The following is a 21,394-nucleotide window of genomic DNA, read 5'->3' as shown; positions in this document are numbered from 1 at the left end:
GCAGCGACACTTCCCGTTCCCACCGCACCGAACGGCCTTCCCTGGCCCGCCGGACGCCGTCCGCGTGTGTTCGTCCGTACCGCGACGACCTACGACCTGTCCGCAATGGCCGGCCTGCATGTCGCACACCTGCCGATCGGCTTCTTCCCGCGCCTCGGCACGGGTTTCGTCGCACGCTGGCAGGCCGCCTTCCTCGACAGCCCCCACGCCATCGGCCTCGTTGCGATCAAGCGCAGCGACGACGCCAGCGCCGAAACGGTCGTCGGGTTCCTGGTCGGTACCACGGATCGCCGCGCGTTCCGGCGCGAATTGCTGCGGCGCCACCGGGGAGCACTCATCCGACACGGCCTCTTCGCTCTCGTGGCCCGCCCGCGGCTCCTCGCCACGTTCCTGCGCTGTCGAGCGACGACCTACGCCGCCCGCCTCTGGCGGGGACGCGCGGGCACGCCCACCGCGCAACCACTCGAGCGCGAGGAACCAGTCGGTGAGTTGACCGCCGTCGCCGTCGATCCGGGGGCCCGTGGAGCCGGCGTCGGACGGCGGCTGATCGAGATCTACCTCGACCGTTGTACGAGCCTCGGGGTTTCCTGGGTCGAGCTGGTGACCGCGACGGAACCGGACTCCGCCGTGCGGTTCTACGAACACACCGGCTGGACCTGGCTCCACCGGAGCCGGACCCGCGACGGCGTGCCGGTCGCGCACTTCGGGCGTTGTCTGGCCACGACGGATCGTGCATGACTTCCGCTGCACGGAGCGCGACGCGCCGCGACCGGCTGCTCCCGGCCGCGGCGTTCGTGCTGCTTGTCCTCGTCACCGCCGGATGCGCAGGCGCCGCGCCGGCCTCGCCACGCCTCGATGCGGGTGCACCGACGCCTGCACCGGTCACCAGCGCACCTGTCCCCGACGACGTGGCGACGGCTCCGCGCACCAGTCGCGGGGACCTGTCGAAGGAGACCGCCGTCGCCTTCGTCGAGGCGGTCGGCAGCTGGGAGGAGATCGAGCCCACCGCCGCCAGCGAGCGCGTCGTCGCGGCCGGCTACCCCGCAGCCCTTGGCGCCGTCGCACCGCAACTGGTCGACCTCCCCACCCCCCGCGCACGGACACGGGTCGTGTTCGCGCAACAGGGTGGCCTCACCGCGACCACGGCGAGCGTGATCGTGCTCGCCGAGCAGAGTTGGGGCGACACCGGGCACGACGGTGTGCGACAGCTGGTGCTCGACATCCGGCTCGTCCTGCTCAAGGGCCGGTGGGAGGTCACCGCATCGGTCGCTCCCCCTCGCCCGCCTCTCGCCCCGGCCCGCGCCGGTGGGCCGACCGCTCTCGGACGCGCTGTGCTCGGGGACCCCGCCCTCGTCCTGCCCGAGCCGGTGCGGGTCGACATCGTCGAGCGTCGTGTCGGCGACCCGATCCTGGGTGTCCTGCAGCGGCTCGGAGCCCGTGCCAGGATCGACGTGCAGGTCGCGGCCACCGGTCACCCCGGCACGGTCTATCCGACCAGCCGGTTGTCCAACCATGCGGTCGGTCGGGCGTTCGACATCAGGGCGATCGACGGCGTGCCGGTCGAGGAGCTCCGCGACGACGGCCGCCTCGAGGCCGTGATGACGGCCGCCGGCGAGGCCGGGGCGACCGAGGTCGGCGGGCCGATCCGTGTCGCCGGGACCGGGTTCTTCACCGACGCGGTCCACCGCGACCACGTGCACGTCGGGATCACTCCGGGCAAGCCGGCTGCCCGGGCGGTGACCCGGTGAGGGCTTCCGTCGCGAGGCCAGGTGGGGCTCTCACCCGCGGAGAGCGGGTGTCGGGGCTCGCGGTCGCCACCGCCCTGTCCCGGGTCCTGGGTTTCGTCCGCGCGTCGGTTTGGGCCGCGGCCTTCGGGCTCCACGTAGTGGGCAACGCGCTGACCCTGGCCAACACGCTCCCCTCGATCGTCTACACCCTGCTGGCCGGCGGTGCGATCAGCAGCGTGTTCGTCCCGCAGCTGATCCGGGCCGCCGCGAACGGGCGGCAGGAGGGTGACGCGTTCGCCGGACGCCTTCTCAGCGTTGCCCTGCTCGTCCTGCTCCCTGCGACGGTCATCGGGGTGCTGCTGGCCCCGTGGATCGCCCGTCTCTACACGGGCGGCGCCTGGCCGCCGCGGGACACCGCTCTCCTCGCCGCGTTCCTGGCGTGGTGCCTGCCGCAGATTCCGCTTTACGGGATCTTCGCGGTGCTCAGTCAGGTGCTCCTGGCCCGGGACCGGCCCGGGCCGATGATGTGGGCCCCGGTCGCGAACAACGTCGTCGGAATCGCCGCCGCGGTCCCGTTCCTGTTCCTGGGTGGGATCGCCACTGGGCCGGACGCGAACGCCGCGGAGACGGTATCGCCCGGCGAGGTCCTCGCCATCGCCGGCGGCGCCACCGCCGGCGTACTGGTCCAGGTCCTGGTCCTCCTGCCGGCGCTGCGCGCGGCAGGTGTTCGCGTCCGGCCCCGCAGAGACCTCCGGGCGGCGGGAATCGGCCGTTCCCTGCGGCTCGCCGGCTGGACCGTCCTGTTCGTCGCCGCCAACCAGATCGCGTACTCGATCACCGCGATCGTCGCGAATGCGGCCGGCGCGGCCGCGGCAGACACCGCCGACCACGCGGCCGGCCTGGCGCAGTACACCAACGCCAACATGATCATGTTGGTCCCGCACGCGATCATCGCGGTCTCCGTCGTCACGGCAGCCTTCCCGCGCATGGCCCGCGCAGCCGTCGAGCACGACGTCGACCGCGTTGCCCGTGCGGCAACGGAGGCCCTGGTGCGGTCGGGTCGGCTGCTCCTGCCCGTGGCGTGCGCACTGCTGATCACCGCGCCGCTGATCACTCGACTGCTGTTCCCCGGCAACCCGGGGCCCGACACGTGGTTCATGGGCCTGGTGCTGGCGACCTTCGCACCGGCCGTCGTGATCTACTCGTTCCAGTTCGTACTGGTCCGGACCCTGCACGCGTGGGAGAACACCCGGGGCCCGGCAATGGTGCAGATCGTGATCGCCCTGATCCAGTCGCTGCTGGCCGTGCTGGCATCGCTTCTGCTGCCCGCCGGGTACGTCGTGGTGGGGCTGGGCGCGGCCTTCTCGCTCGCCTACACGGTCGGGCTGGTCTGCACCGCCCGGCTCATCGTGCGAACCACGGGACGGCGACCGCTCCGAGGAGCCGCCGGAGCGCTGCTCCGCCCGGCTCTCGCTGCGGCGACCGCGGCGCTCGGGGCAGGTGCCGTTGTCGCGGTCAGTGGCGTCGGCCCGGCCACCGACCTGTGGCATACCGCGCTCGTCCTCGTCGGGGCCCTCGGAATCTACGTCACCGTCTTCATCATCGCGGCAGGTCACCTATCGAAGCGCCGTCGGTGGACAACGCCGTGAACGTGCGAGCCAATGCCGTGTCGGTACGGGTGCTTGTGGTGGAGGACGACCATACGATCGGAGACCTCCTGCAGATCAACCTGCGGAGCCACGGCTTCGACACCGTGTGGCGCACCGACGGCGCGACGGCGCTGAGGGCGGTGGCCGAGGTTCCCTTCGACCTGATCCTGCTCGACCTTGGCCTGCCCGATATCGACGGGACCGAGGTGTGCCGCCGGATGCGGACAGTCCTCCCCGAGGCGATCATCGTCATCCTCACCGCCCGAACCGCGGAGATGGACGTGATCGTCGGTCTGGAAGCCGGCGCCGACGACTACCTGACCAAACCCGTCCGTCTCGCAGAACTCCTGGCCCGGGTCCGCGCGCACCTTCGCCGGTCGGAACCGAAGGGCACGACCCAGGTCATCGAACTCGGTGACCTGCGGATCGACCTCAGCGGTCGGCGCGTGTCGATCGGGCACACCGGTGTCGAGCTGCGGAACAAGGAGTTCGACCTGCTCGCTCGCATGGCGAGGGAACCCGGCACGGCGCTGAGCCGTGACCAACTCATGTCGGACGTGTGGGACGAGCACTGGATCGGCCCGACCAAGACACTCGACGTCCACGTCGGCAATCTGCGCAGGCTCCTGGCGTCCTTCTCCGCACACCGGGCACCCCGCATCACGACCCTGCGGGGACATGGCTACCGCCTGGAGTGGCCACCGAACGGCGGCGAAGGGACGGATCGATGAGGTCGCGGGTCGTGGGACTGGCCCTTATCACCGCGACGTTCGCCGTCGCGCTGTTCGGGATACCGCTGGCCATCGGCCTGGCCGAGTTCGCTGTTTCCGAGGAACACTCGTCCCTGCAGCGGCTGGCCGGGTTCGCGGCGCGCAGCGTGCAGAGCGACATGGCCCATGACCGCGTGCCGCGCGCGCTTCCGGACGGCCCCAGTGACGCTGCCGTGGCGCTCTACGACGCCGACGGCGCACTGCTCCTCGGAGCAGGCCCCTCGGAGGGTGACGCCGCGGTGGACTACGTCCTCGGTGGGCGCACCGGGCTGCCGCCTGCCGACGACCTTGTCGTGGCCGTCCCGGTCAGCGGCCTACACGACATCGTCGGTGCCGTCCGCGCCACCGCACCCTCGTCACAGGTCTACGCATCCGTGATGCCGATCTGGCTGGGGATGGCGGCTCTGGCCGCGGTCGTGCTGGTGTCGACATGGCTGCTCGCTCGCCGCCTGGCGCTGCGCCTGTCCCGACCTCTCGACCGACTGGTCGACGACGCGGACCGGTTGGGCGACGGGGACTTCGGCATCAGCCCGAAGCGCAGCGGCATCGCGGAGACCGACCGGGTGAGCGGAGCCCTGAGCCGTACCGCATGCCGGCTCGACGACCTCCTCGCCCGCGAACGCGCGTTCTCGGCGGAGGCCTCCCATCAACTCCGAACTCCGCTCGCGGGTCTGCGGCTGCGACTGGAGTCCGCACTCGACGCGGCGGAGCCCATGACGAGACCGCAGATCGAGTACGGGCTGGGGTCGATCGACCGGCTCGAGCGGACGATCGACGAGCTCCTCGCCCTGGCGCGTGAACGGCAGACGACCTCGGCGCCGGCCGACCTCCCCCGCCTGTTCTCCGAGTTCGACGACGAGTGGCGCCCGCGCCTGACGCGGGACGGCCGCTCGTTCTCCTCCCTGCTCCCGGGCTCCCTGCCCGAGCCGGACGCCTCGTCTGCCGCCGTCCGGCAGATCCTCGGTGTCTTGCTCGATAACGCGCTCCTGCACGGAGCCGGGGATGTGTCGATCTCCGCTCGTGAGGTCAGCGAGAACGCGATCGCGATCGACGTCGGCGACCAGGGCCCCGGGATCCCGAGCTCCGCCCTCACGAATCGGGGCGTCGGACGCGGCATGGGTCTGCCACTGGCACGCCGCCTCGCCGAGAGCGAGGGCGGGCGGCTCACCGTCGGCACAACCTCGTCGCCAGTGACCCTGCTCCTACCGAGCCGGTCCAGAGCCGGTTCTGCCGAGGGCTCGGACCCGGGCTCCACCGCGAAGACGACCGACTGATCAGCCACCGTCACCGCCGGTCGCGCCTTCCTCCGGTGGCGGTGGTCCGGCGGGGGGTCCGACCGCGGGTGGCGAGCCGGGAGGCGGCGGAGGGGCAGGCACCGTGCCGCTGCTGGCCTGCAGTGTCAACGGCTCGCCCGGCAGCGCCGCGCCGCGTGGCTCCTGCCCGAGTCCGACTGCCCCAACGAGCAACTCACCGCCGAGCGGCTGCGGCAGGCGCTGGCCGAGGCCGGGCTGACTACAACGACCTTCACAACCTGGTGATCGACGATTAGGCCCAGGCCGAGCGGTCCGGCTTCACCGGCTCCCCGACGATCCTGATCGACGGCCATGACCCGTTCGCCAAACCCCGGTGCCACACCGTCGTTGTCCTGCCCCGCGTGGGCTCATGCTCGTCAGCGGTTCGGATGGTGTCGTGCGTCGCAACCGGGCTCGTCGTCGCCTCGCGATACGTTGATCGGAGGTGGGTACTAGCGGAGCCACCACCCGATGGACCGACCGGATGCCCGAGCCCGACCCCGACACGTTCAGCTCCGACACGGTCGACGGACAGCGTCGCATGACCGTAGAGCTGATCGGTCACCAGCCGGTGTCCGGCAGGTCGGCGGCGCCGGAGTCTTTACCCCGGGAGGTTCCTGCTGCCGAGCGCTCGACCGTGTACCGGTTCCTTGACTCGATCGACGATCTGGTGCGTCGGCACCGCGCGCTCGCCGCCCGGGACGGGGCCGATGACATCCTGCACGCGGAGTTGATCGCCGCCGAGCTGGACCAGCGGACTGCCGTGCTGCGCCGGTTTCTCGCCGACCTTGCTGACCGTCATCGACAACCGGCGAAGGACAGCGAGCGCTTCCCTGCCCGGCGTGGCCGGCACGGCGGGGAGGCTGGGGGCATGCTGTCGGTGAGCGACCGCCTGGTCGCCGAGTTCGCAGGACGTGTCGATCCGCCGGGCGTGGCTGGGGTGGTGGCGAGCTGCGAGGAACAGTTGCGGGGCCAAGGGCTGCCGGAGGCGGCCTTGCCGGAGCTGGTTGAGCGACTCGCCCGTGCCGACCTGGTTGAGCGCCTCGCCGACCGTCCGAACGGTGCTGCCCGCCGCAGTGCCCGGCCGGCCCCGACCGATCGCTGATGAGCGCGACGCGGCGGTCTTCAACGTGACCAGCGGCCGGTACCGACCCGACCCGACGTTGCAGAGCCGCAGCACAGGTGTCGACTGAGTCCACCTCGCTGTCCCGACCGGACCGGCCCCGCCGGGCTGGGACGGGCACGAAAGAGATAACCGCCGCGGGTCAGGGGTCGCCTGGGTGCGCATCGTCCTCGCGCAGGTTGCGAGCTTGGCCTGCTCGAGGACGATGCGCCAGTGCAGCGCCGCCTGCAGCTGCTCGTGGAGGATCTCCCCGCGGTGCACGGCCCGGTGCTGCAGCAGTTCCAGGTGCTCAGCCAGGTGTCGATGGCGATCAGCGGAAGCAGGGCCTTCCACATGTCGGCCAGCCGTCCGGTGAGCTCGTCGAGGGTGTCGGTGCGTTCGCAGATCAGGTTGTGCCCGACGACCAGGCTCACCACCGAGCGGCCCAGCACGGTCAGGTCCACCTGCGGGCGCAGCAACCCGTCGGCGGCGGCCGCGGCGAGCGAGCAGCGAGCTGGGTGCGGACGGCCTCCTCGGCGTAGCGGTAGGGCCGCCGCCTGGTGAGCTCGCCGAAAGTCGGGCGGATACGACTGACCAGCGATTTCGTGGGCGGCTGGCGGTGCAGGTCAGGTACTCGCCTGGAGCGCGGTGAAGTCTGCGTGGGCCTGCTCGCCTGCATCGGGGTACGCCTGTGCCTTCTCGTGTTCGGCGAGTACCCGGTAGATGCTGGCCAGGCTGGGGTTGCGGCCTTTGCGTTTACCGGTGGGGATGATCAGGTCCGGGCGGATGTCCTCGACGGACTCGCCGCTGGCGCGGCGGCGCAGCACGGTGTGCAGCATGTCGTCGGTGATCACCGGCGGACGGCCGCCGTGGTTTCCCTTGCGGGAAGCTGCGTTCAGCCCTTCGAGGGTGGCTTCCCGGATGTTCTCGCGTTCGGTCTCGGCCATCGCGGCGAAGAACGCGAACAACACCTGGCCGGTGCCGGACGGGTCGTAGACCCCGGTCAACGGCCCGACGAGCATTTCCAGGGCGATGCCGTGCGCGGGTCGCGTGGTCGGCCAGCGCTGTCAGCTCGGCGCTATCGCGGCCGAGTCGTTTCATCTCGTACACGGTGAGGATGACCCGGCAGTGCGGGGCGTGGGCCTTGATCTGGCGGCAGGTGCCCAAGGCCTGCTCGAACTTCGGCCGGACCCGGACGCGGGTGGAGACCTTCTCGGCGAAGATCTTGTCGCGGCCGATGCCGGCTGCTGCCAGCGCGTCGAGTTGGGACTGGAGTTCCTGAGTGAGGTGGGAACAGTGGGCGTAGCCAACGCGGATGTCCGTGGGGGGTGTCGGCGCGAATCGGCGCCGGCGGCGGGGTGCCCGGCCGCCACAGCTGCCCCGGCCCTCGGTCGGCCGGGACGGGCGCACCGTCGCCGGGACCTACCACACCGGCCGGTCCAGCGAGGTCAGAGCGGGATCGAGTCAGGGTCGGGAGTCGATGCGCGCGCACGCCGAGAGCGCGGAGCAGTTGTCCGCGGCCAGCGAGCGGGCCAGCACCACCAGGTCGGCCACCCGCGGGTCGGCCACTCGATAGTGGGAGAACCGGCCCTCGCGGCGCACCGCGACGTAGCCGCAGTCGGCCAGACACGCCAGGTGGGTCGACACCCGGCCCTGGGACAGCCCGACGTGCGCGACGCACTCGCTGACGGTGTGCTCGCCGGCGAGCAGGAACTCCAACAGCCGCAGCCGGGTCGGGTCACCCAAGGCGCGGAAGAACTTCGCCACCATCCCCGCCTGCTCGCCGGCCTGCCCGAGCAGCGGCGGCGCCGACACCTCGGCGCCCGCCACCGGTGCCGGGACCTCGCCGCCTGCCTGCGCGGCCGGCTCGGCCCGCGGGCCTGGTGCCGTCCTCGAGCTGGTGACCATCCGCTGCGCTCCCTCGTCACTCCACCGTGTCACGCATCCGCCTTGACAGATGTCACTACGCTAACATGTATTCGCTTACCCGGATCGGACTGTTCAGGCGAGTTCAACGGACGTCAGGAGGCCCCGACGTGGACGACGACGTGGAGGACACCGCAGCGCTGGACCTGGTGGTGATCGGCTCGGGCGGGGCGGCGATGGCCGCCGCGATCGCCGCCCGCGGCGCTGGCAAGACCGTGGCGCTGGTCGAGCACGCCACCCTGGGCGGAACCTGCGTCAACGTCGGGTGCATCCCGTCGAAGACGTTGCTGGCCGCCGCCGGGGCGCGCCACAGCGCGCTGGGTAACCCGTTCCCCGGCGCCCCGACCTGGTCGGGCGGCCCGGTAGACCTGGCCGCGCTGGTGGCGCAGAAAGACGAGCTGACCAGCCGGCTGCGCCAGGCCAAGTACGCCGACGTCGCCGTCGCCCACGGCTTCGAGGTCCGCTCCGGGCACGCCCACTTCGCCGACCCCGACACACTGCTCGTGAACGACCAACCGCTGCCCGCGCGGGCGTACCTGATCGCCACCGGCTCCGAACCCGGCGACCCGCAGCTGCCCGGGCTCGAGCAGGTGGACTGGCTGACCTCGACCACCGCGATGGAACTCGTCGAGCTGCCCGAGTCGCTGGTGGTCATCGGCGGCGGCTACGTCGGCATGGAACAGGCCCAGCTCTTCGCCCACCTCGGGGCCCGGGTCACCCTCGTCGGGCGGCTCGCTCCCGCAGCCGAACCCGAACTCGCCGACACCCTGCGCCAGGTGTTCGCCGACGACGCCATCACCGTGCTCGAGGACCGCGCCGTGGCGGTGGAGCAGACCGACAGCGGCCGGGTCGTCGTGGTCACCGCCAGCGGGCGGCGCCCGAGCGGGGCTCGCCTGTTGGTCGCCACCGGGCGCACCCCGCGCACCAACGGGCTGGGCCTGGACGCGGCGGGGGTGAAGACCGACGAGCGGGGTTTCGTTTCCGTCGACGCCGCCCAGCGCAGCTCCAACCCGCGGATCTTCGCCGCCGGCGACGTGTCCGGGGCGCCGCAGTACGTCTACGTCGCCGCCGCCACTGGACGCGTGGCGGCGCTCAACGCCACCGACGCCGCCGGGCCCCGCCCGGCGACCGTCGACTACACCGGGCTGCCCGCGGTGGTGTTCACCCGCCCCCAGCTGGCCTCGGCCGGGCTCAGCGAGATCCAGGCGCTGGCCGCCGGGCACCGCTGCGACTGCCGGGTGCTGGACCTGGCCGACGTGCCCCGGGCGCTGGCCAGCCGCGACACCCGCGGCGCGATCAAGATCGTCGCCGCCGCCGACACCGGGCAGGTGCTCGGAGTGCACGCCGCCGCCGAGGCGGCCGGGGAGATCATGCTCGCCGCCACCTACGCCATCACCGCCGGCATGACCGTCGACGACGTCGCCGATACCTGGGCGCCGTACCTGACCATGGCCGAGGGCCTGCGCATCGCCGCCGGACAGTTCCGCAACCAGATGCCCACCTCCTGCTGCGCCTGACCCCCAGCCCACCCCTCCTGGATCCCCTCATCGGAAGCGACGTTTCTGTCATGAGCATCGACGCCGAGCACCTCGCCACCCGGCTCAGCGAGACCATCTGCTCCGCCCCCGGCGCCGGCGGGGACGCGATGGGCTGGCTGTGGCCGGCGCTGCTACGTGAGCTGGCCCGCGGGCATCCGGTCACCGTCGACGACCTCGCCCACACCACCGGGCGCCGCGCCAGCGAGGTCCGCGACGGACTGGCCGGGCTCTCGGACACCGAGTACGACGAGCACGGCGCGGTGGTCGGGCACGGCATCACCCTGCGCGAGACCCCACACCAGTTCACCGTCGCTGGCCAGGCGCTCTACACCTGGTGCGCGCTGGACACCCTGATCTTCCCCACCGTGCTGGGCCGCCCCGCGCAGGTCGTATCCCTCACTCCGGGCAGCGGCGAGCTCGTGCACCTCAGCGTCGATCCCGACAGCGGGATCACCGCACTGGAGCCGGCAACCGCGGTGGTGTCGGTCCTGATCCCCGACGGCGGCGCGTCGAGCGTGCGGGCGGCGTTCTGCGACCAGGTGCACTTCTTCACCACCGCGGCCGCCGCCCAGCACTGGCTCACCGAGCACCCCGGCGGCACCGTGTTGTCCATGGAGGAAGCCTTCGACCTGGGTCGGCGCCTCGCCCAGGACATGGTCGCGGGCGGACACACCGGCTGCTGCTGACTGGACGCGGAACCCCACACCCCCCTCCTGACCCTGAGAGGCCCCGTGCGGACCACGAAAGCCGCCACCCACCGCGGTCGCGGCTACACCGAGAACCTGGTCGAGGACCTGGCCGTGGCCACGCTGGCCGGCTACCTGGGTACCAAGGCCATGGAGCCGGTGAGCATGAAGCTCTACGAGCTCGAATCCGCCGACGACCGGGCCCGTGAGGACCACGCCCGACCCGGGCCCCCGTACCGGGTCGCCGCGCAGAAGACCACCCAGCTGCTCGGTCTGTACCCCACCGAGCAGCAGCTCGACCAGGCCGCACTGGTGTTCCACTACGGGCTGGCTGTCTCCTGGGCGCCGGTCTATACCTACCTGCGCCGCCGCCGGCTGCGTCCCATCCCTGCGGGACTGGTGACGGGTACGGCGATGAGTCTGGTCGCCGACGAAGCGATCACCCCGGCGCTGGGGTTCTCCGCACCCAACCGCGCCTACCCGCTCTCGACCCACCTGCGCGGACTCGCCGCCACCTCGCATTCGGGTTGGCCGTCGCCGCGGCCACCGAAGCCGCCTGGTGCCTGCGCGGCCGCCGCCCCTGACCCGTGCTTGACCCGACCACCCACACCCCGGGCGCCTTCAAAGGAGCGTTATGAGCGAGCAGTTCGACACCATCGTGATCGGCATGGGCCCCGGCGGAGAATCCGCCGCTGGGCGACTGATGGCCGCCGGGCAGCGGGTCGCGGTCCTCGAGCAGGAACTGATCGGCGGCGAGTGCGGCTACTGGGCCTGCATCCCCTCGAAAACCCTGCTGCGCCCACCCGAGGCCCGCGGTGAGGTCGACCGGGCCGCCGGCGTCGACGGCGCCCGCCTGGACTGGGCCGGCACCCGGGCCTGGCGCGACGACATGATCCGCCACCTCGACGACAGCAACCAGATCACCGGCTACGAGAACGCCGGCGCCACCGTGGTCAAGGGCCCAGCCCGGATCACCGGGCCCGGCACCGTCGAAGTCAACAACCGCACGCTGCACGCCGAGCACATCATCATCGCCACCGGCTCCGACGCGGTCCTGCCCCCGGTCGACGGCCTAGACACGGTGGCGGTGTGGACCAACCGGGAAGCCACCACCACCACCGAGATCCCGGGCCGGGTGGTCATGCTCGGCGGCAGCGCCGTGGGCGCCGAGCTCGGGCACTTCCTGAACCGCTTCGGTGCCCAGGTGAGCATCGTCGAACGCTCAGCCACACTGCTCTCCCGCGAGGAACCCCGCGTCGGGCAGCTGCTCGCCGAGCGGATGCGCGGCGACGGGATCGACGTCCGCACCAGCGTCACCGCCACCGCCGCCCGCCGCGACGGCGCCGACACCGTGCTCACCCTCGACGACGGCAGCGAGCTGCGCTGTGACGTGGTGGTCGTCGGCGCCGGTCGCCGCCCCCGCACCGGCGACCTCGGCCTGGACGCGGTCGGCGTCACCCTCGGGGAGATGGGGGAGATTCCGGTCGACGAGCACTGCCGCGCCGCCGACGGGGTGTGGGCGATCGGGGACGTCACCGCGGTCATGCCGTTCACCCACGTCGCGGCCTATCAGGCCCGCATCGCCGCCGACGCCATCCTCGGCCGCCCCCACCCCGCCACCTACGACGGCATCCCCCGGGTGGTGTTCACCGACCCCGAGGTCGCCGCCGTCGGCCTCACCGCCGCCCAAGCCCAAGAACAAGGTCGGCGTACCACCGCCGCCGAGCTCGACCTAGCAGCGGCGATCGCCCGGCCCTCGACCTACGAACAACACCCCTGGGGCCATCTCGGGCTGCTCGCCGACCCCGACCAGGGGGTGCTGCTCGGCGCCTGGGCTGTGGCCCCGATGGCCGGCGAGTGGATTCATCAGGCCGCCCTGGCCACCCGCGCCGCCATCCCGATTGAGGTCTTGCAAGACCAGGTCGCCCAATTCCCCACCTACAGCGAAGGCTTCCTCACCGCCCTCGACGAACTCGACCTCACCGCACACCCACAACCCTGAACCGGATGTTCGGGGCCGGCGGCCGCGCGGCACTCGTCGCCCGCGCCGGCGACCAGATCGCGATCACGAAACCCGACCGCCTCGACCGATCACTGGAGCACCTCATCGAGCTCTCCCGCACCCTTCCAGGAACGACAGGTCGACCTCGTCGTGCTCGACCAGGGCGTGGACACCTTCCACCGCGGTCGGGCGCATGCCCTTCTCGATCCTCGGCGCGATCGCCGAATTCGAGGTCAGCCTGCTCTTCGAGCGGCCAGGGTGGACTCGAAGCAGCCCGGGCCCGCGGCCGCACCGACGGGCAGAAACCGAAGCTCGGCCCGCGCCGGGCCCGCCTTGCCCGGCTGATGTACGAGGAGACCGGCCCCGACGGCAAGCGCCGCTACACCGTCAACCAGATCACCGCCGAGTTCGGCGTCACCCGGCCCACCATCTACTGCCGCCTCAACAAGAACGACCCCCGAAAACCTGACCTCGGAGAGCTCGCTTAGCTAAAAGATCTTCATCCACAGGTCTTGACTATTGCTCTGCGCGAAGTCGGCCTCGGCCTGCGCTCGTGATCCGGCGCGGTAGAGGGTGAGCTTGCCCAAGTCCCGGATGCGCGGCGAGAGCTGCAGTCCGAGCAGGTCGAACAGCCCAAAATTGACCAACGTCACCCGGCCATTCCAGCGACCACCACCCCCAGCAACACGCTCGGCCCCGCCAGCAATGCGATCGACCGGCCGACCGGGCCACTGAGGATGCGCACGCCAGCTCCCTAGACCTCCGGACCCGCCGTGGTCTGGGGCGGGACTCGGCGACGGGTTCATGGCACAACTATCGCCCATCGAACCGTGACGTTACCGAGAACAACCGGGTACGGCGAACTCACTCGCGACCACCCGACAGTTTTTACCGTCGCCTTAACTTCTGTTGCACTTCCTCTGCGCGACGCCTCCTAGCCTCCGGTGCCGAGGGTGGCGGAGCAGCCGCTGCGGAACAACTACCCGGAGACGCGGAGTGAGCACTTCTCCCCAGACCGTGCACCAGCAGATCATCGACACGCTCATCGACGACCCCATCCTGGCGATGCTCGGGTTCGACCACCGGACAATCGGCGAGGAGCGGATCGGACACAACCCGCGGCTCGTCGTGAACTGGGCGGACGAGTGGTACGGCTCGGCGTCCGAGTTCCTCGGAACGGTGACGATCGAACCTGTCGGCACCGATGATCGGACCAGGACGGCCGTACTCGACCGGGTCGAGCAAGCGCTGGCCGCGCTGCGCGCGGGACGACCGATCATGCGTGTCCGCCGGTCGGGGGGACACCGGTCTAGCACGTTTCACGTGCTCGCACGCGGCGCGCCGTGCGAGGCCGGATCCATGCCCGCGCTGGCCGGTCGGCACCAACGGTGACGCTGCTCGACATCGAGAAAGACGGCACACCTTCTCACAGCGAGCTGGGCGGCGGCGGTCGCGTCGTCGCCGTCAACCTCTTGGCCTCGTGGTGCGTCGCCTGTCGGGAGAGGGAGCACTCCGCGTCGGTCACCGTGGCCGAACAGGACCGCGACGCCGGGGTCATGCTCGTCGGAATCGGCTACCAGGACGGCCCGGACTCGGTAGTGGCCTTCCTGGATGCGAGGCGGCGCGGCGGGAACGACTACCGCTATGTGACTGTCCCCAGCCCGCGCGCCATCCGCGACAGCGGGATCTTCGGCGTGCCGGAGACCTTCGTGCTCGATCCGGCCGGCACCGTCGTCGCGAATACTGCCGGACCGACGACCTACCCGCGGCCGGCCCGTGCGGTACTCGCCGGCCAGCGCCCACAGCAGCGGACAGCGGTGCCGGTGCAGCCCCCTTCCGGGGCGCCGCTGGGTTTCGGGAGCTGAGATGCTGCGGACCGGCGTGCGCTCGGAGCTGCTGTGGACGATTGTCGTCGTCGTGCTGGCAATCGTCGGAATCGTGGCGTTGTGGCCGCAGGACAACGATTCCGCGTCCGGCGACCCGCAGACGTCGCCGTGGCGGGTGACGGGCGAAAAGCCGTTCATTGCGATGCCGCCCGACGCCGAGCTGGCTCCGCTACGCTCCCGCGCGGACCTGGCGCCATGTCCGACGCCAGGGGGCGTCGGGATGCCGCCCGGGGGGCCGTTGGCCGGCATCACGGTCCCGTGTCTCGGTGCTCCCGGCACGGTCGACCTGGCCGCTGCGCTGGCGGGGCGACCGGCGCTCCTCAACGTGTGGGCGTCCTGGTGCACGCCCTGCCGCGAGGAGATCCCGGTGCTCAACGCCTACGCCGAGCTGCCCGGCGCGGTGCCCGTGGTAGGCATCGATGTACGCGACAACGCCACCTCGGCCCTAGGCCTGCTCGCCGATCTCGACACCCGCTACCCCTCGGTCGTCGACACGCGCGGCACGCTGTGGGCGGCCCTCCAGGTGCCCAATGCCATCCCAGCCAGTTACGTCCTGCGACCCGACGGATCAATACGCCGAGTGGCCTCGCCGGTGGTCTTCACCGAACCCGGCGAAGTGGCCCGGACAGTACAGCGATACCTGGCAGAGCCGTAAGCGGCCGCACTATTACGGATCGTCACCGGACGCGTCGGAGTGGTTCATCGACCGGACAGCAGCAACCGTGGCGAATGGAACACGGTTCTACCACGCGCGCAATCGCCGATTTGGTTTCTCATCACGCGGAGGGATCTTGTACACAACCAACCCCGCGGACGATGACGGCCCTGCGCCCGCGCGCCGCAGCTATATCCGCGCTCATCGCAGTCGGCCTTTGAAGCCCGATGCCTACGGCCGGCGTCAGCAGGCCTTCTCGCACCTGAGCGACGCAGACACGTGACTGCCGTCCAGCTCCGCCGAAGAGCCACACGCAGGCTCCCTCATCCCGTCCGCAGAAGGTACGTGGCCGATAGCCGGGCGCCGGACCGAGCCGCACATGTTGGCCGAGAACATCGGTTCGCCGAGCGGCGACACCGTCGACCGGCGAGGTGTGGCGGAGTGCACCGATGCCACGACTAGCGTCGGATGCCGATGGCACCTCCAGACCAGACCGTTCCTGGACCAATGGGCTGGCGCTGTCGATCAGCGCGGCGCTTAGCGCTGGCGCGGGGATGTTGAGCTGGGTACTCGCAGCCCGGTTCGTCTCGCCGACCGCCGTGGGAGAAGTCTCGGCGTTCGTTTCAGGATTCCTGCTGGTGGCGGGCTTCACCGAATTCAATCTAGGTGTCGCGCTCATGCGCTGGGTGCCGACCGGTGGGCGCCGCGTTGCGGCCTTGGTCGGTCGTAGCCTGCTGGGCGCAACCATCGCAACGGCCATTGTGGCGCCGCTCTACCTTCTGTTGCCCGGCACCGAGGTGATCCGCCAAGCCGCCGGTGGTGGAGCGCCCGCCGTGGCCGTGTTCGTTCTGGCCGCCGTCGGCTGGAGTACCCTGCATCTGCTCGACTTCATCATGGTTGCAGTGGACAAGCCCTGGTGGTCCGTTGCGCGCAACCTCCTGCTCGGAAGCAGCCGAATCACCATCCTGCTGCTGCTTGGCGCCGGCGCCGACGCTACGGCCCTGCTGTGGGCCTGGGTGGGTCCGATCGTGGCCTGCGCTGTCGTGTTCGGAATCGCCGCGGTCGTCGTGACGGTACGACACGGACGTGCCGCAGCAGAGAGCTCGAACCTCCCCGCACGCCGCGAGGTCGTGGGATTCCTCGGCCCCACCTGGGTCGGCTCGCTCGCCCTGGCGTTGCTCTACCACCAAGTCCCGCTACTGATCACCTTCCGGTTCGGCCCGGACGTCGGCGGCCGGTTCTTCATCGTCTGGCAGGCCGTCGCGGTCATCGACATCGTGGCCACCTACTTCGTCAGCTCGCTCTCGAGCACCGTTGCCAGAAATCCCGGCCGCGTTGTGACGCAGGCACGTCGCGCCCTCCGTCGTCTTCTCGCGCTCTTTCTTCCTGCGTTGGCTATCGGAGCCGTGTTCGCCGGCCCCTTGCTCGGAATCTTCGGGCCACAGTACGTCGAGCTAACAAGCGCGCTGCGCATTCTGCTCGCCGGTGCAGCGGCGCGGTTGATCGTCGTCCATGTCCTCGGCGTCCGCCAGGCAATCGGGGATGCGACAGGATTCGCCCGCCCACACATTGCTGTGGCCGCGACGACCCTTGCCTCATTGGCGGTCGTACCGACCGTCGCTGGAAGTGTCGCGCTTAGTGCGGCTTGGGTCTTCGTCGGCGTCCATATCGTCGCCGCGGCGACGCTGCTCAGCACCCAACCTGCCCGGGTGCGCGCGATCGCACCCCAGCAGGTGCCGAAAGGAAAGCTCGATGCCTAACCTACGTCAGGCCATCCGACGCGCGATCAACCGGAGCACCGGTCTGGCAACTGCACCGCTACGCAGCCTCGCCGCTGCGACGCTGCGACGCCGGCCGGAGCTCACCGCACGGTTTGCCGAATGGTCGTGGCTATGGCAACCCAGCTGGGGTAAGTCGATGCAACAGTCCCTGTTCAGCTCGGGCATCGACCCCTACGATCGAGCAAACGAATGCCTACGAGCAGCAGAAGTACGCCGACATCATCCGAGTACTCGGCGACCGACACGTCACTCGAGGTCTTGAGGTCGGGTGCGCCGAAGGCCTCTTCACCGAATCACTGGCAGCACTGTGTGAGGAGTTGGTGGCCGTCGATATCTCGGAGATTGACGTGCCCCAGACCCGGTTCAACCGCGGGGACGCGCCGGTCGACCTGGCCCCGCTCGGCTCCGCATGGTGGGCCTGGTCCGCACCCACCGGGAGGGCCGACGCATGATCTACCGGTTGGCCAGCACCCACCTGGTGGCCCTGATCGAGGAAGCCCTCGGCTTCGCCGGCCACCTTGTTCACGACACCCCCATCACGACCAACGGACCCCATCCCCGGCGGCACCGATGACGCGGTGACCCCACCGACCGCACTGTCGCTGGCCCCAGGGCCAGCCCGTGACCGCTCGAAGCACACGGCTCGGTCCCTGACCCCTGGCAGCGCACGCGGCGCCACCGGGACACGGCCTGTTTCTCACCCCGGGAACCATCACGGCGGCCGAGCGCTCCGGGGAGAGGCAGCAGTTGCCGGTCGCCAATTCGCCGCAACCGGAGCATCCACGCCACCCTCGTGGTGCGGGAGCGCTGTCCTTATACCGTCGTACCGCAGCGGGCTCACGGGCCGCCGGTCGACCGGTGTCGAGAAGCGACCCATGCCGGCACTGATCGTTTCGAGGGATGAGTTCGTGCGTGGGCAGCGGTCCGACGGCGCTGGGGCGCCGGGGCGCGACAGTGGTGGCGCCGTGCCGCAACGACCGATCACGAGACGCAGGCTCAGGCGCAGTACCGCCACCGCCGCCGCCGACCGCTGGATACGACATTGGTGCGCCGCGCTCCTCAAGCCCGGACGTTGATCGTGGCCATCATGCCGGCGTCTTCGTGGTCGAGGATGTGGCAGTGGTAGACGCTGCGCCCGGGGTGGGTGGTGAACGGGATCCGGATCCGTGCCCAGCCTTGTGCAGGGACCAGTACGACGTCTTGGGGGACCCCGAGTGGTGGGGTGCCGTCGCTGGTGGCGAGCACGGTGAATGGCCATACGTGCAGGTGGAAGGGGTGCGCTAGTGGGCTCGGATTCGTGACGAGCCAGTCCTCGATGGCGCCGAGCTCGACGGTTTGGTCGTCTCGCTGCGGGTCGAAGGTGCGGCCGTCGACTGTGAACGACATCCCACTTGCGGCGGCCATGCCACCCATGCCCATCTGGAAGGTGATCTGCCGCTGAGCGGATGCGCCGCCGGCGGCGGGGGTTTCAGCGGGGAGAGCCGCCGGCAGCGGGGGCGCGGTGACCGGTGTCCCGGCGGCGATCATGGTGGCCAGAGTCGTGGACCCGCTGGTGGCGGTGCCGCCGCCCATCATGCCGCCCATGCCGCCGCGCTCGACCGGGTCGGTGCGCAGGGCGTAGGGCCCGGCGGCGCCGGGACGGACAACGACGTCGGCGCGGTTTCCGGGCGCGAGCACGACCCGGTCGCGGGTTGCGGGTGCGGGAAGGAACGTGCCGTCGTAGGCGATGAGCCCGAGTTGGTGGTCTTGCAGGCCGATCGCCAGCGCCCGCGACACGCAGCCGTTGATGACCCGCCAGCGTTGGGTCGCGCCGGGGGTGGCGGGGATGGTGGGCTGGTACTGGCCGTTAACCAGCACCATTTCGCCCTGGCGGCCCATGGCCCGGTCCATGGCAGTCGGGTCCACGATCTGTCCGCCGCTGTCGAGGGTGGTGTCGGTGATCAGCAGCACCCGGTCCGTGGAGACCGCCGGCTCTGGGGCGCCTGGCCCGGGATGCGGGTCGACCAGCAGGACCCCTGCCAAGCCGGCGAAGATCTGGTCGGCGACTACGCCATGGTGATGCGGGTGATACCAGAACGTCCCCGCGGGGTGATCGGGCGGGATCCGGTACAGGTAGTCGAACGAGGTGCCGGGGTCGACCCGCACAAACGGGTTGTCGCTGTTGGCCTGCGGGGACACCCGCAGGCCGTGGGTGTGCAGGTTGGTGGGCTGGTCGAGCCGGTTGGTCAGCCGCACGGCGAGCTCGTCGCCGGGACGGACCCGCAGCGTCGGGCCGGGCGTGGAGCCGTTGTAGCCGAGCGCGGCGGTGTCCTGCCCGCCCAGTCTCGCCCCCGGGGCGGCGGTGAGTTCCACCGCGAGTCGCCCGCTGCGGCTGGGCGCTACGGCTGGGTCCTGCAACGGTTCCCCGGCGGGGAGCCGTAGCCGGCCGGTCCCGGCACCGGAGAATCCGCCGAGCCAGCCGGTGGCACCGGCCGCAACGGCGGCGGCGCCGAGCCCTGCCAGTCCCAGCGCGCGGCGTCGGCTGATCGAGGTCGCCGCGCTCATGCCAGCTCGTCGCGGCGGTGGTGGTACTCGTCCTCGTCGATCTCGCCGCGGGCGTAGCGCTCGTCGAGGATCTGCCGCGCCGACGGGCGAGCCTGCGGCAGTCCCGCCGACCGGGTTCCCTCGCCCGGTGCCGCGCCGGCACGTGCGCGGCTCTGGGCGAGCCGGAACACGACATAGCCCAGCAGTATCAGCCCGATCAGCACCAGGACCGGCCATACCCAAGCCCAGCCCATCATCGATCCACCCATCATCGTCATGACCTCCTCGCCCGGCGCCCACCTCGGTGCAGGGGGCGTCGGATGTCGCTCTCGTGCAGTGCAGTGATCCGGCTCGGCTACCCGGTGGGGTGGCGCGCTATCCGGTGGTGGTGGGGTGCCCGGAGGCGATCCAGCCCCGGGTGCCGCCGGTGACCGATACCGCGTCGAGTCCGGCCGCAGTGAGCAGTTCGGCGCCTTGGGCGCTGCGACCGCCGGACTGGCACACGAGGTGCACCGGACGGTCGGTGGGGACCTCGGCGAGGCGGTCACCGAGTTCGGGCAACGGAATCAGGCGGGCGCCGCGGATGTGGGCCCTCGGCGTACTCGTCGGGGTTGCGGACGTCGATCACGGTCACCTCGCCTGCCTCGCGGGCGGCGGCGAGGTCATCGACGGAGATCTCACGGACGGTCATGAGCGGTGCTCCTTCGTGTCGGGAGGCGTAGATCAGATCGCGGCGGATGCTCCTATGGATGTCAAGCGGCGGGTTCGAGGTCGTGGGTGGTGAGTAGGGCGCGGTAGATGTCTCGGGCGATGTAGCGCTTGAGGCAGCGGATGATCTCTTTCTTGCTCATGCCTTCGGCGGTGCGGCGGTCGGCGTAGTCGCGGGTGCGTGGGTCCCAGCGCAGTCGGCAGAGCACGATCCGGTAGAGCGCGGCGTTGGCTTGTCGGTCCCCGCCGCGGTTGAGTCGGTGGCGGTGGGTGCGCCCGGACGACGCGGGCAGTGGTGCGGCCCCGCAGAGCATCGCGAACGCGGCCTCGGACCGCAGTCGGTGCGGGTTCTCGCCCGCGGTGACCAGGAGCTGTCCGGCGACGTCGGGACCAACCCCGTGCATCGCAGCCAGGCTCGGGTTGATCGCGGTCACCAGCGGCGCGATCAACGACTCGATGTCGTCGATCTCGGTGGTCAGCTCGCGGTGGCGGCGGGCCAGGCTGCGCAGCGCGATCAGAGTCGCGGTCTCGGGCTGGTCGGCGTGGGCGGGGTCGGGGCGTCGGGTGGCGCAGTGGGTCAGCAGCTCCCGCAGCCTCATGGGCGCGAGATGGGTGCGCAGCTCGTCGGGGGCAGTGATCAGCAGTGATCGGATCTGGGTCTGGGCCTCGGCGCGGGCGGCGACCGCGGAGCGGCGAGCCACGCGCAGCGCCCGCAGGGCTTCGACTCGTCCGTCGCGCTGCTTGGGGACACCGGTGGCGCGTCCGGCCAGGGCGGCGCGGGCGGCGGCCTCGGCGTCGACCGGGTCGGACTTGCCTTGCCAGCGGCGGGTCTTGCGGTCCGGGCGGTCGACCTCGACCACGGTGATCGCGGCGGTGTGTAGGTGGCGGGCCAGGCCGGCGCCGTAGACGCCGGTGCCCTCGACCCCGACCCGGACCAGCAGCCCGAAGGTCTGCAGCCAGGACACCAGCGCGGCGTAGCCGGCTGCGGTGGCCGGGAACTGGGCGTGTCCCAGTAGCTGGCCGGTGGCCTGGTCGAGGGCGGCGGCGGTGTGGGTGTCTTTGTGGGTGTCGACCCCGCCGGTGACCTGGCGGGGCTCGCCGGGGACGGCGGTGTCAGCGGGGTGGGGGTGTGTCATCGTGGGCATGACC

22 protein-coding genes and 2 pseudogenes are annotated in these 21,394 nt (G+C 71.0%); 15 read left to right on the top strand and 9 right to left on the bottom strand.

Translation table 11 applies throughout. The annotated features are described in order from the left end of the window. Nucleotides 1-66 precede the first annotated feature (66 nt). The 6 genes from JOF36_RS35505 (at nucleotide 67) to JOF36_RS35480 (ending at nucleotide 6,543) form a co-directional block, all read left to right on the top strand. Nucleotides 67-738 (top strand): GNAT family N-acetyltransferase, encoded by a 672-nt coding sequence (locus tag JOF36_RS35505; protein WP_210036634.1) that lies wholly within the window; start codon nucleotides 67-69, stop codon nucleotides 736-738. Then, nucleotides 735-1,748, top strand: a complete 1,014-nt coding sequence (locus JOF36_RS35500) for a hypothetical protein (protein ID WP_210036633.1) — start codon at nucleotides 735-737, stop codon at nucleotides 1,746-1,748. The genes JOF36_RS35505 and JOF36_RS35500 overlap by 4 nt, the downstream gene beginning before the upstream one ends. 47 nt (nucleotides 1,749-1,795) lie before the next feature. After that, the gene (gene murJ, locus JOF36_RS35495; protein WP_210036632.1) at nucleotides 1,796-3,376 is read left to right on the top strand and encodes a murein biosynthesis integral membrane protein MurJ; all 1,581 of its coding nucleotides are present in this window, start codon (nucleotides 1,796-1,798) and stop codon (nucleotides 3,374-3,376) included. 38 nt (nucleotides 3,377-3,414) lie between these two features. Continuing rightward, entirely contained in the window at nucleotides 3,415-4,107 is a 693-nt protein-coding gene (locus JOF36_RS35490; protein WP_307862792.1) for a response regulator transcription factor, read from the top strand. An 11-nt stretch (nucleotides 4,108-4,118) separates the two neighbouring features. Further along, nucleotides 4,119-5,420 (top strand): sensor histidine kinase, encoded by a 1,302-nt coding sequence (locus JOF36_RS35485; RefSeq protein WP_210036631.1) that lies wholly within the window; start codon nucleotides 4,119-4,121, stop codon nucleotides 5,418-5,420. A 502-nt stretch (nucleotides 5,421-5,922) separates the two neighbouring features. Further along, nucleotides 5,923-6,543 (top strand): hypothetical protein, encoded by a 621-nt coding sequence (locus JOF36_RS35480; protein ID WP_210036630.1) that lies wholly within the window; start codon nucleotides 5,923-5,925, stop codon nucleotides 6,541-6,543. A 623-nt stretch (nucleotides 6,544-7,166) separates the two neighbouring features. Here the strand turns inward: JOF36_RS35480 and JOF36_RS40505 are convergent. The 3 genes and pseudogenes from JOF36_RS40505 to JOF36_RS35470 all read right to left on the bottom strand — a co-directional run bounded on the left by JOF36_RS40505 (nucleotide 7,167) and on the right by JOF36_RS35470 (nucleotide 8,481). Further along, on the bottom strand, nucleotides 7,167-7,562 hold the full coding sequence (locus JOF36_RS40505; RefSeq protein ID WP_281072830.1) for a recombinase family protein: 396 nt from the start codon (nucleotides 7,560-7,562) through the stop codon (nucleotides 7,167-7,169). Nucleotides 7,563-7,641: 79 nt separating this feature from the next. Further along, nucleotides 7,642-7,950 (bottom strand): annotated as a pseudogene (locus JOF36_RS41225) (recombinase family protein); the annotation flags it as partial. Nucleotides 7,951-8,004: 54 nt separating this feature from the next. After that, nucleotides 8,005-8,481 (bottom strand): ArsR/SmtB family transcription factor, encoded by a 477-nt coding sequence (locus JOF36_RS35470; RefSeq protein ID WP_307862791.1) that lies wholly within the window; start codon nucleotides 8,479-8,481, stop codon nucleotides 8,005-8,007. A 95-nt stretch (nucleotides 8,482-8,576) separates the two neighbouring features. On the opposite strand from JOF36_RS35470, the gene merA reads away from it, so the two are divergent. The 4 genes from merA (at nucleotide 8,577) to JOF36_RS35450 (ending at nucleotide 13,180) form a co-directional block, all read left to right on the top strand. Continuing rightward, entirely contained in the window at nucleotides 8,577-9,983 is a 1,407-nt protein-coding gene (gene merA / locus JOF36_RS35465; RefSeq protein WP_307862790.1) for a mercury(II) reductase, read from the top strand. 50 nt (nucleotides 9,984-10,033) lie between these two features. After that, a complete protein-coding gene (gene merB / locus JOF36_RS35460; RefSeq protein WP_210036628.1) occupies nucleotides 10,034-10,690 on the top strand; it encodes an organomercurial lyase MerB in 657 nt (218 codons plus the stop codon). 634 nt (nucleotides 10,691-11,324) lie between these two features. Continuing rightward, nucleotides 11,325-12,692, top strand: coding sequence for a dihydrolipoyl dehydrogenase family protein (locus JOF36_RS35455; RefSeq protein WP_210036627.1), 1,368 nt, complete (start codon nucleotides 11,325-11,327; stop codon nucleotides 12,690-12,692). Between the two features lie 344 nt (nucleotides 12,693-13,036). Continuing rightward, nucleotides 13,037-13,180 carry a hypothetical protein gene (locus JOF36_RS35450; protein ID WP_210036626.1) on the top strand — a complete coding sequence of 48 codons (144 nt, stop codon included), beginning with the start codon at nucleotides 13,037-13,039 and terminating at the stop codon, nucleotides 13,178-13,180. 33 nt (nucleotides 13,181-13,213) lie between these two features. Here JOF36_RS35450 and JOF36_RS35445 read toward each other — a convergent pair. Next, nucleotides 13,214-13,345: pseudogene (locus JOF36_RS35445) on the bottom strand (Tn3 family transposase); the annotation flags it as partial. A 343-nt stretch (nucleotides 13,346-13,688) separates the two neighbouring features. Here JOF36_RS35445 and JOF36_RS35440 point away from each other — a divergent pair. From JOF36_RS35440 to JOF36_RS41525, 5 genes are all read left to right on the top strand, one after another. Continuing rightward, on the top strand, nucleotides 13,689-14,084 hold the full coding sequence (locus JOF36_RS35440) for a hypothetical protein (RefSeq protein WP_210036624.1): 396 nt from the start codon (nucleotides 13,689-13,691) through the stop codon (nucleotides 14,082-14,084). Continuing rightward, nucleotides 14,081-14,557, top strand: coding sequence for a redoxin family protein (locus tag JOF36_RS35435; protein ID WP_210036623.1), 477 nt, complete (start codon nucleotides 14,081-14,083; stop codon nucleotides 14,555-14,557). Before JOF36_RS35440 ends, JOF36_RS35435 begins: the two co-directional genes overlap by 4 nt. A gap of 1 nt (nucleotide 14,558) precedes the next feature. Further along, nucleotides 14,559-15,233: a TlpA family protein disulfide reductase gene (locus JOF36_RS35430; RefSeq protein WP_210036622.1), complete on the top strand. Its 675-nt coding sequence runs from the start codon at nucleotides 14,559-14,561 to the stop codon at nucleotides 15,231-15,233. A 449-nt stretch (nucleotides 15,234-15,682) separates the two neighbouring features. Further along, nucleotides 15,683-16,993 (top strand): lipopolysaccharide biosynthesis protein, encoded by a 1,311-nt coding sequence (locus tag JOF36_RS35425; RefSeq protein ID WP_210036621.1) that lies wholly within the window; start codon nucleotides 15,683-15,685, stop codon nucleotides 16,991-16,993. Further along, a complete protein-coding gene (locus JOF36_RS41525) occupies nucleotides 16,879-17,466 on the top strand; it encodes an SAM-dependent methyltransferase (RefSeq protein WP_372447475.1) in 588 nt (195 codons plus the stop codon). The genes JOF36_RS35425 and JOF36_RS41525 overlap by 115 nt, the downstream gene beginning before the upstream one ends. Nucleotides 17,467-18,073: 607 nt before the next feature. Here the strand turns inward: JOF36_RS41525 and JOF36_RS35415 are convergent. The 5 genes from JOF36_RS35415 to JOF36_RS35400 all read right to left on the bottom strand — a co-directional run bounded on the left by JOF36_RS35415 (nucleotide 18,074) and on the right by JOF36_RS35400 (nucleotide 21,381). Further along, a complete protein-coding gene (locus JOF36_RS35415; protein WP_210036619.1) occupies nucleotides 18,074-19,558 on the bottom strand; it encodes a multicopper oxidase family protein in 1,485 nt (494 codons plus the stop codon). Further along, nucleotides 19,555-19,815 (bottom strand): SHOCT domain-containing protein, encoded by a 261-nt coding sequence (locus JOF36_RS35410; RefSeq protein WP_245353138.1) that lies wholly within the window; start codon nucleotides 19,813-19,815, stop codon nucleotides 19,555-19,557. Before JOF36_RS35410 ends, JOF36_RS35415 begins: the two co-directional genes overlap by 4 nt. A gap of 97 nt (nucleotides 19,816-19,912) precedes the next feature. Then, on the bottom strand, nucleotides 19,913-20,098 hold the full coding sequence (locus JOF36_RS39715) for a rhodanese-like domain-containing protein (RefSeq protein ID WP_245353137.1): 186 nt from the start codon (nucleotides 20,096-20,098) through the stop codon (nucleotides 19,913-19,915). Then, nucleotides 20,082-20,228 carry a rhodanese-like domain-containing protein gene (locus JOF36_RS39710; RefSeq protein ID WP_245353136.1) on the bottom strand — a complete coding sequence of 49 codons (147 nt, stop codon included), beginning with the start codon at nucleotides 20,226-20,228 and terminating at the stop codon, nucleotides 20,082-20,084. The genes JOF36_RS39715 and JOF36_RS39710 overlap by 17 nt, the downstream gene beginning before the upstream one ends. 61 nt (nucleotides 20,229-20,289) lie before the next feature. Beyond that, nucleotides 20,290-21,381 carry an IS110 family RNA-guided transposase gene (locus tag JOF36_RS35400; RefSeq protein WP_210035210.1) on the bottom strand — a complete coding sequence of 364 codons (1,092 nt, stop codon included), beginning with the start codon at nucleotides 21,379-21,381 and terminating at the stop codon, nucleotides 20,290-20,292. Nucleotides 21,382-21,394: the final 13 nt, after the last annotated feature.

This window comes from Pseudonocardia parietis (genome assembly GCF_017876315.1).
GTDB lineage: Bacteria > Actinomycetota > Actinomycetes > Mycobacteriales > Pseudonocardiaceae > Pseudonocardia > Pseudonocardia parietis.
This window is presented reverse-complemented; position numbering and strand designations above follow the sequence as displayed.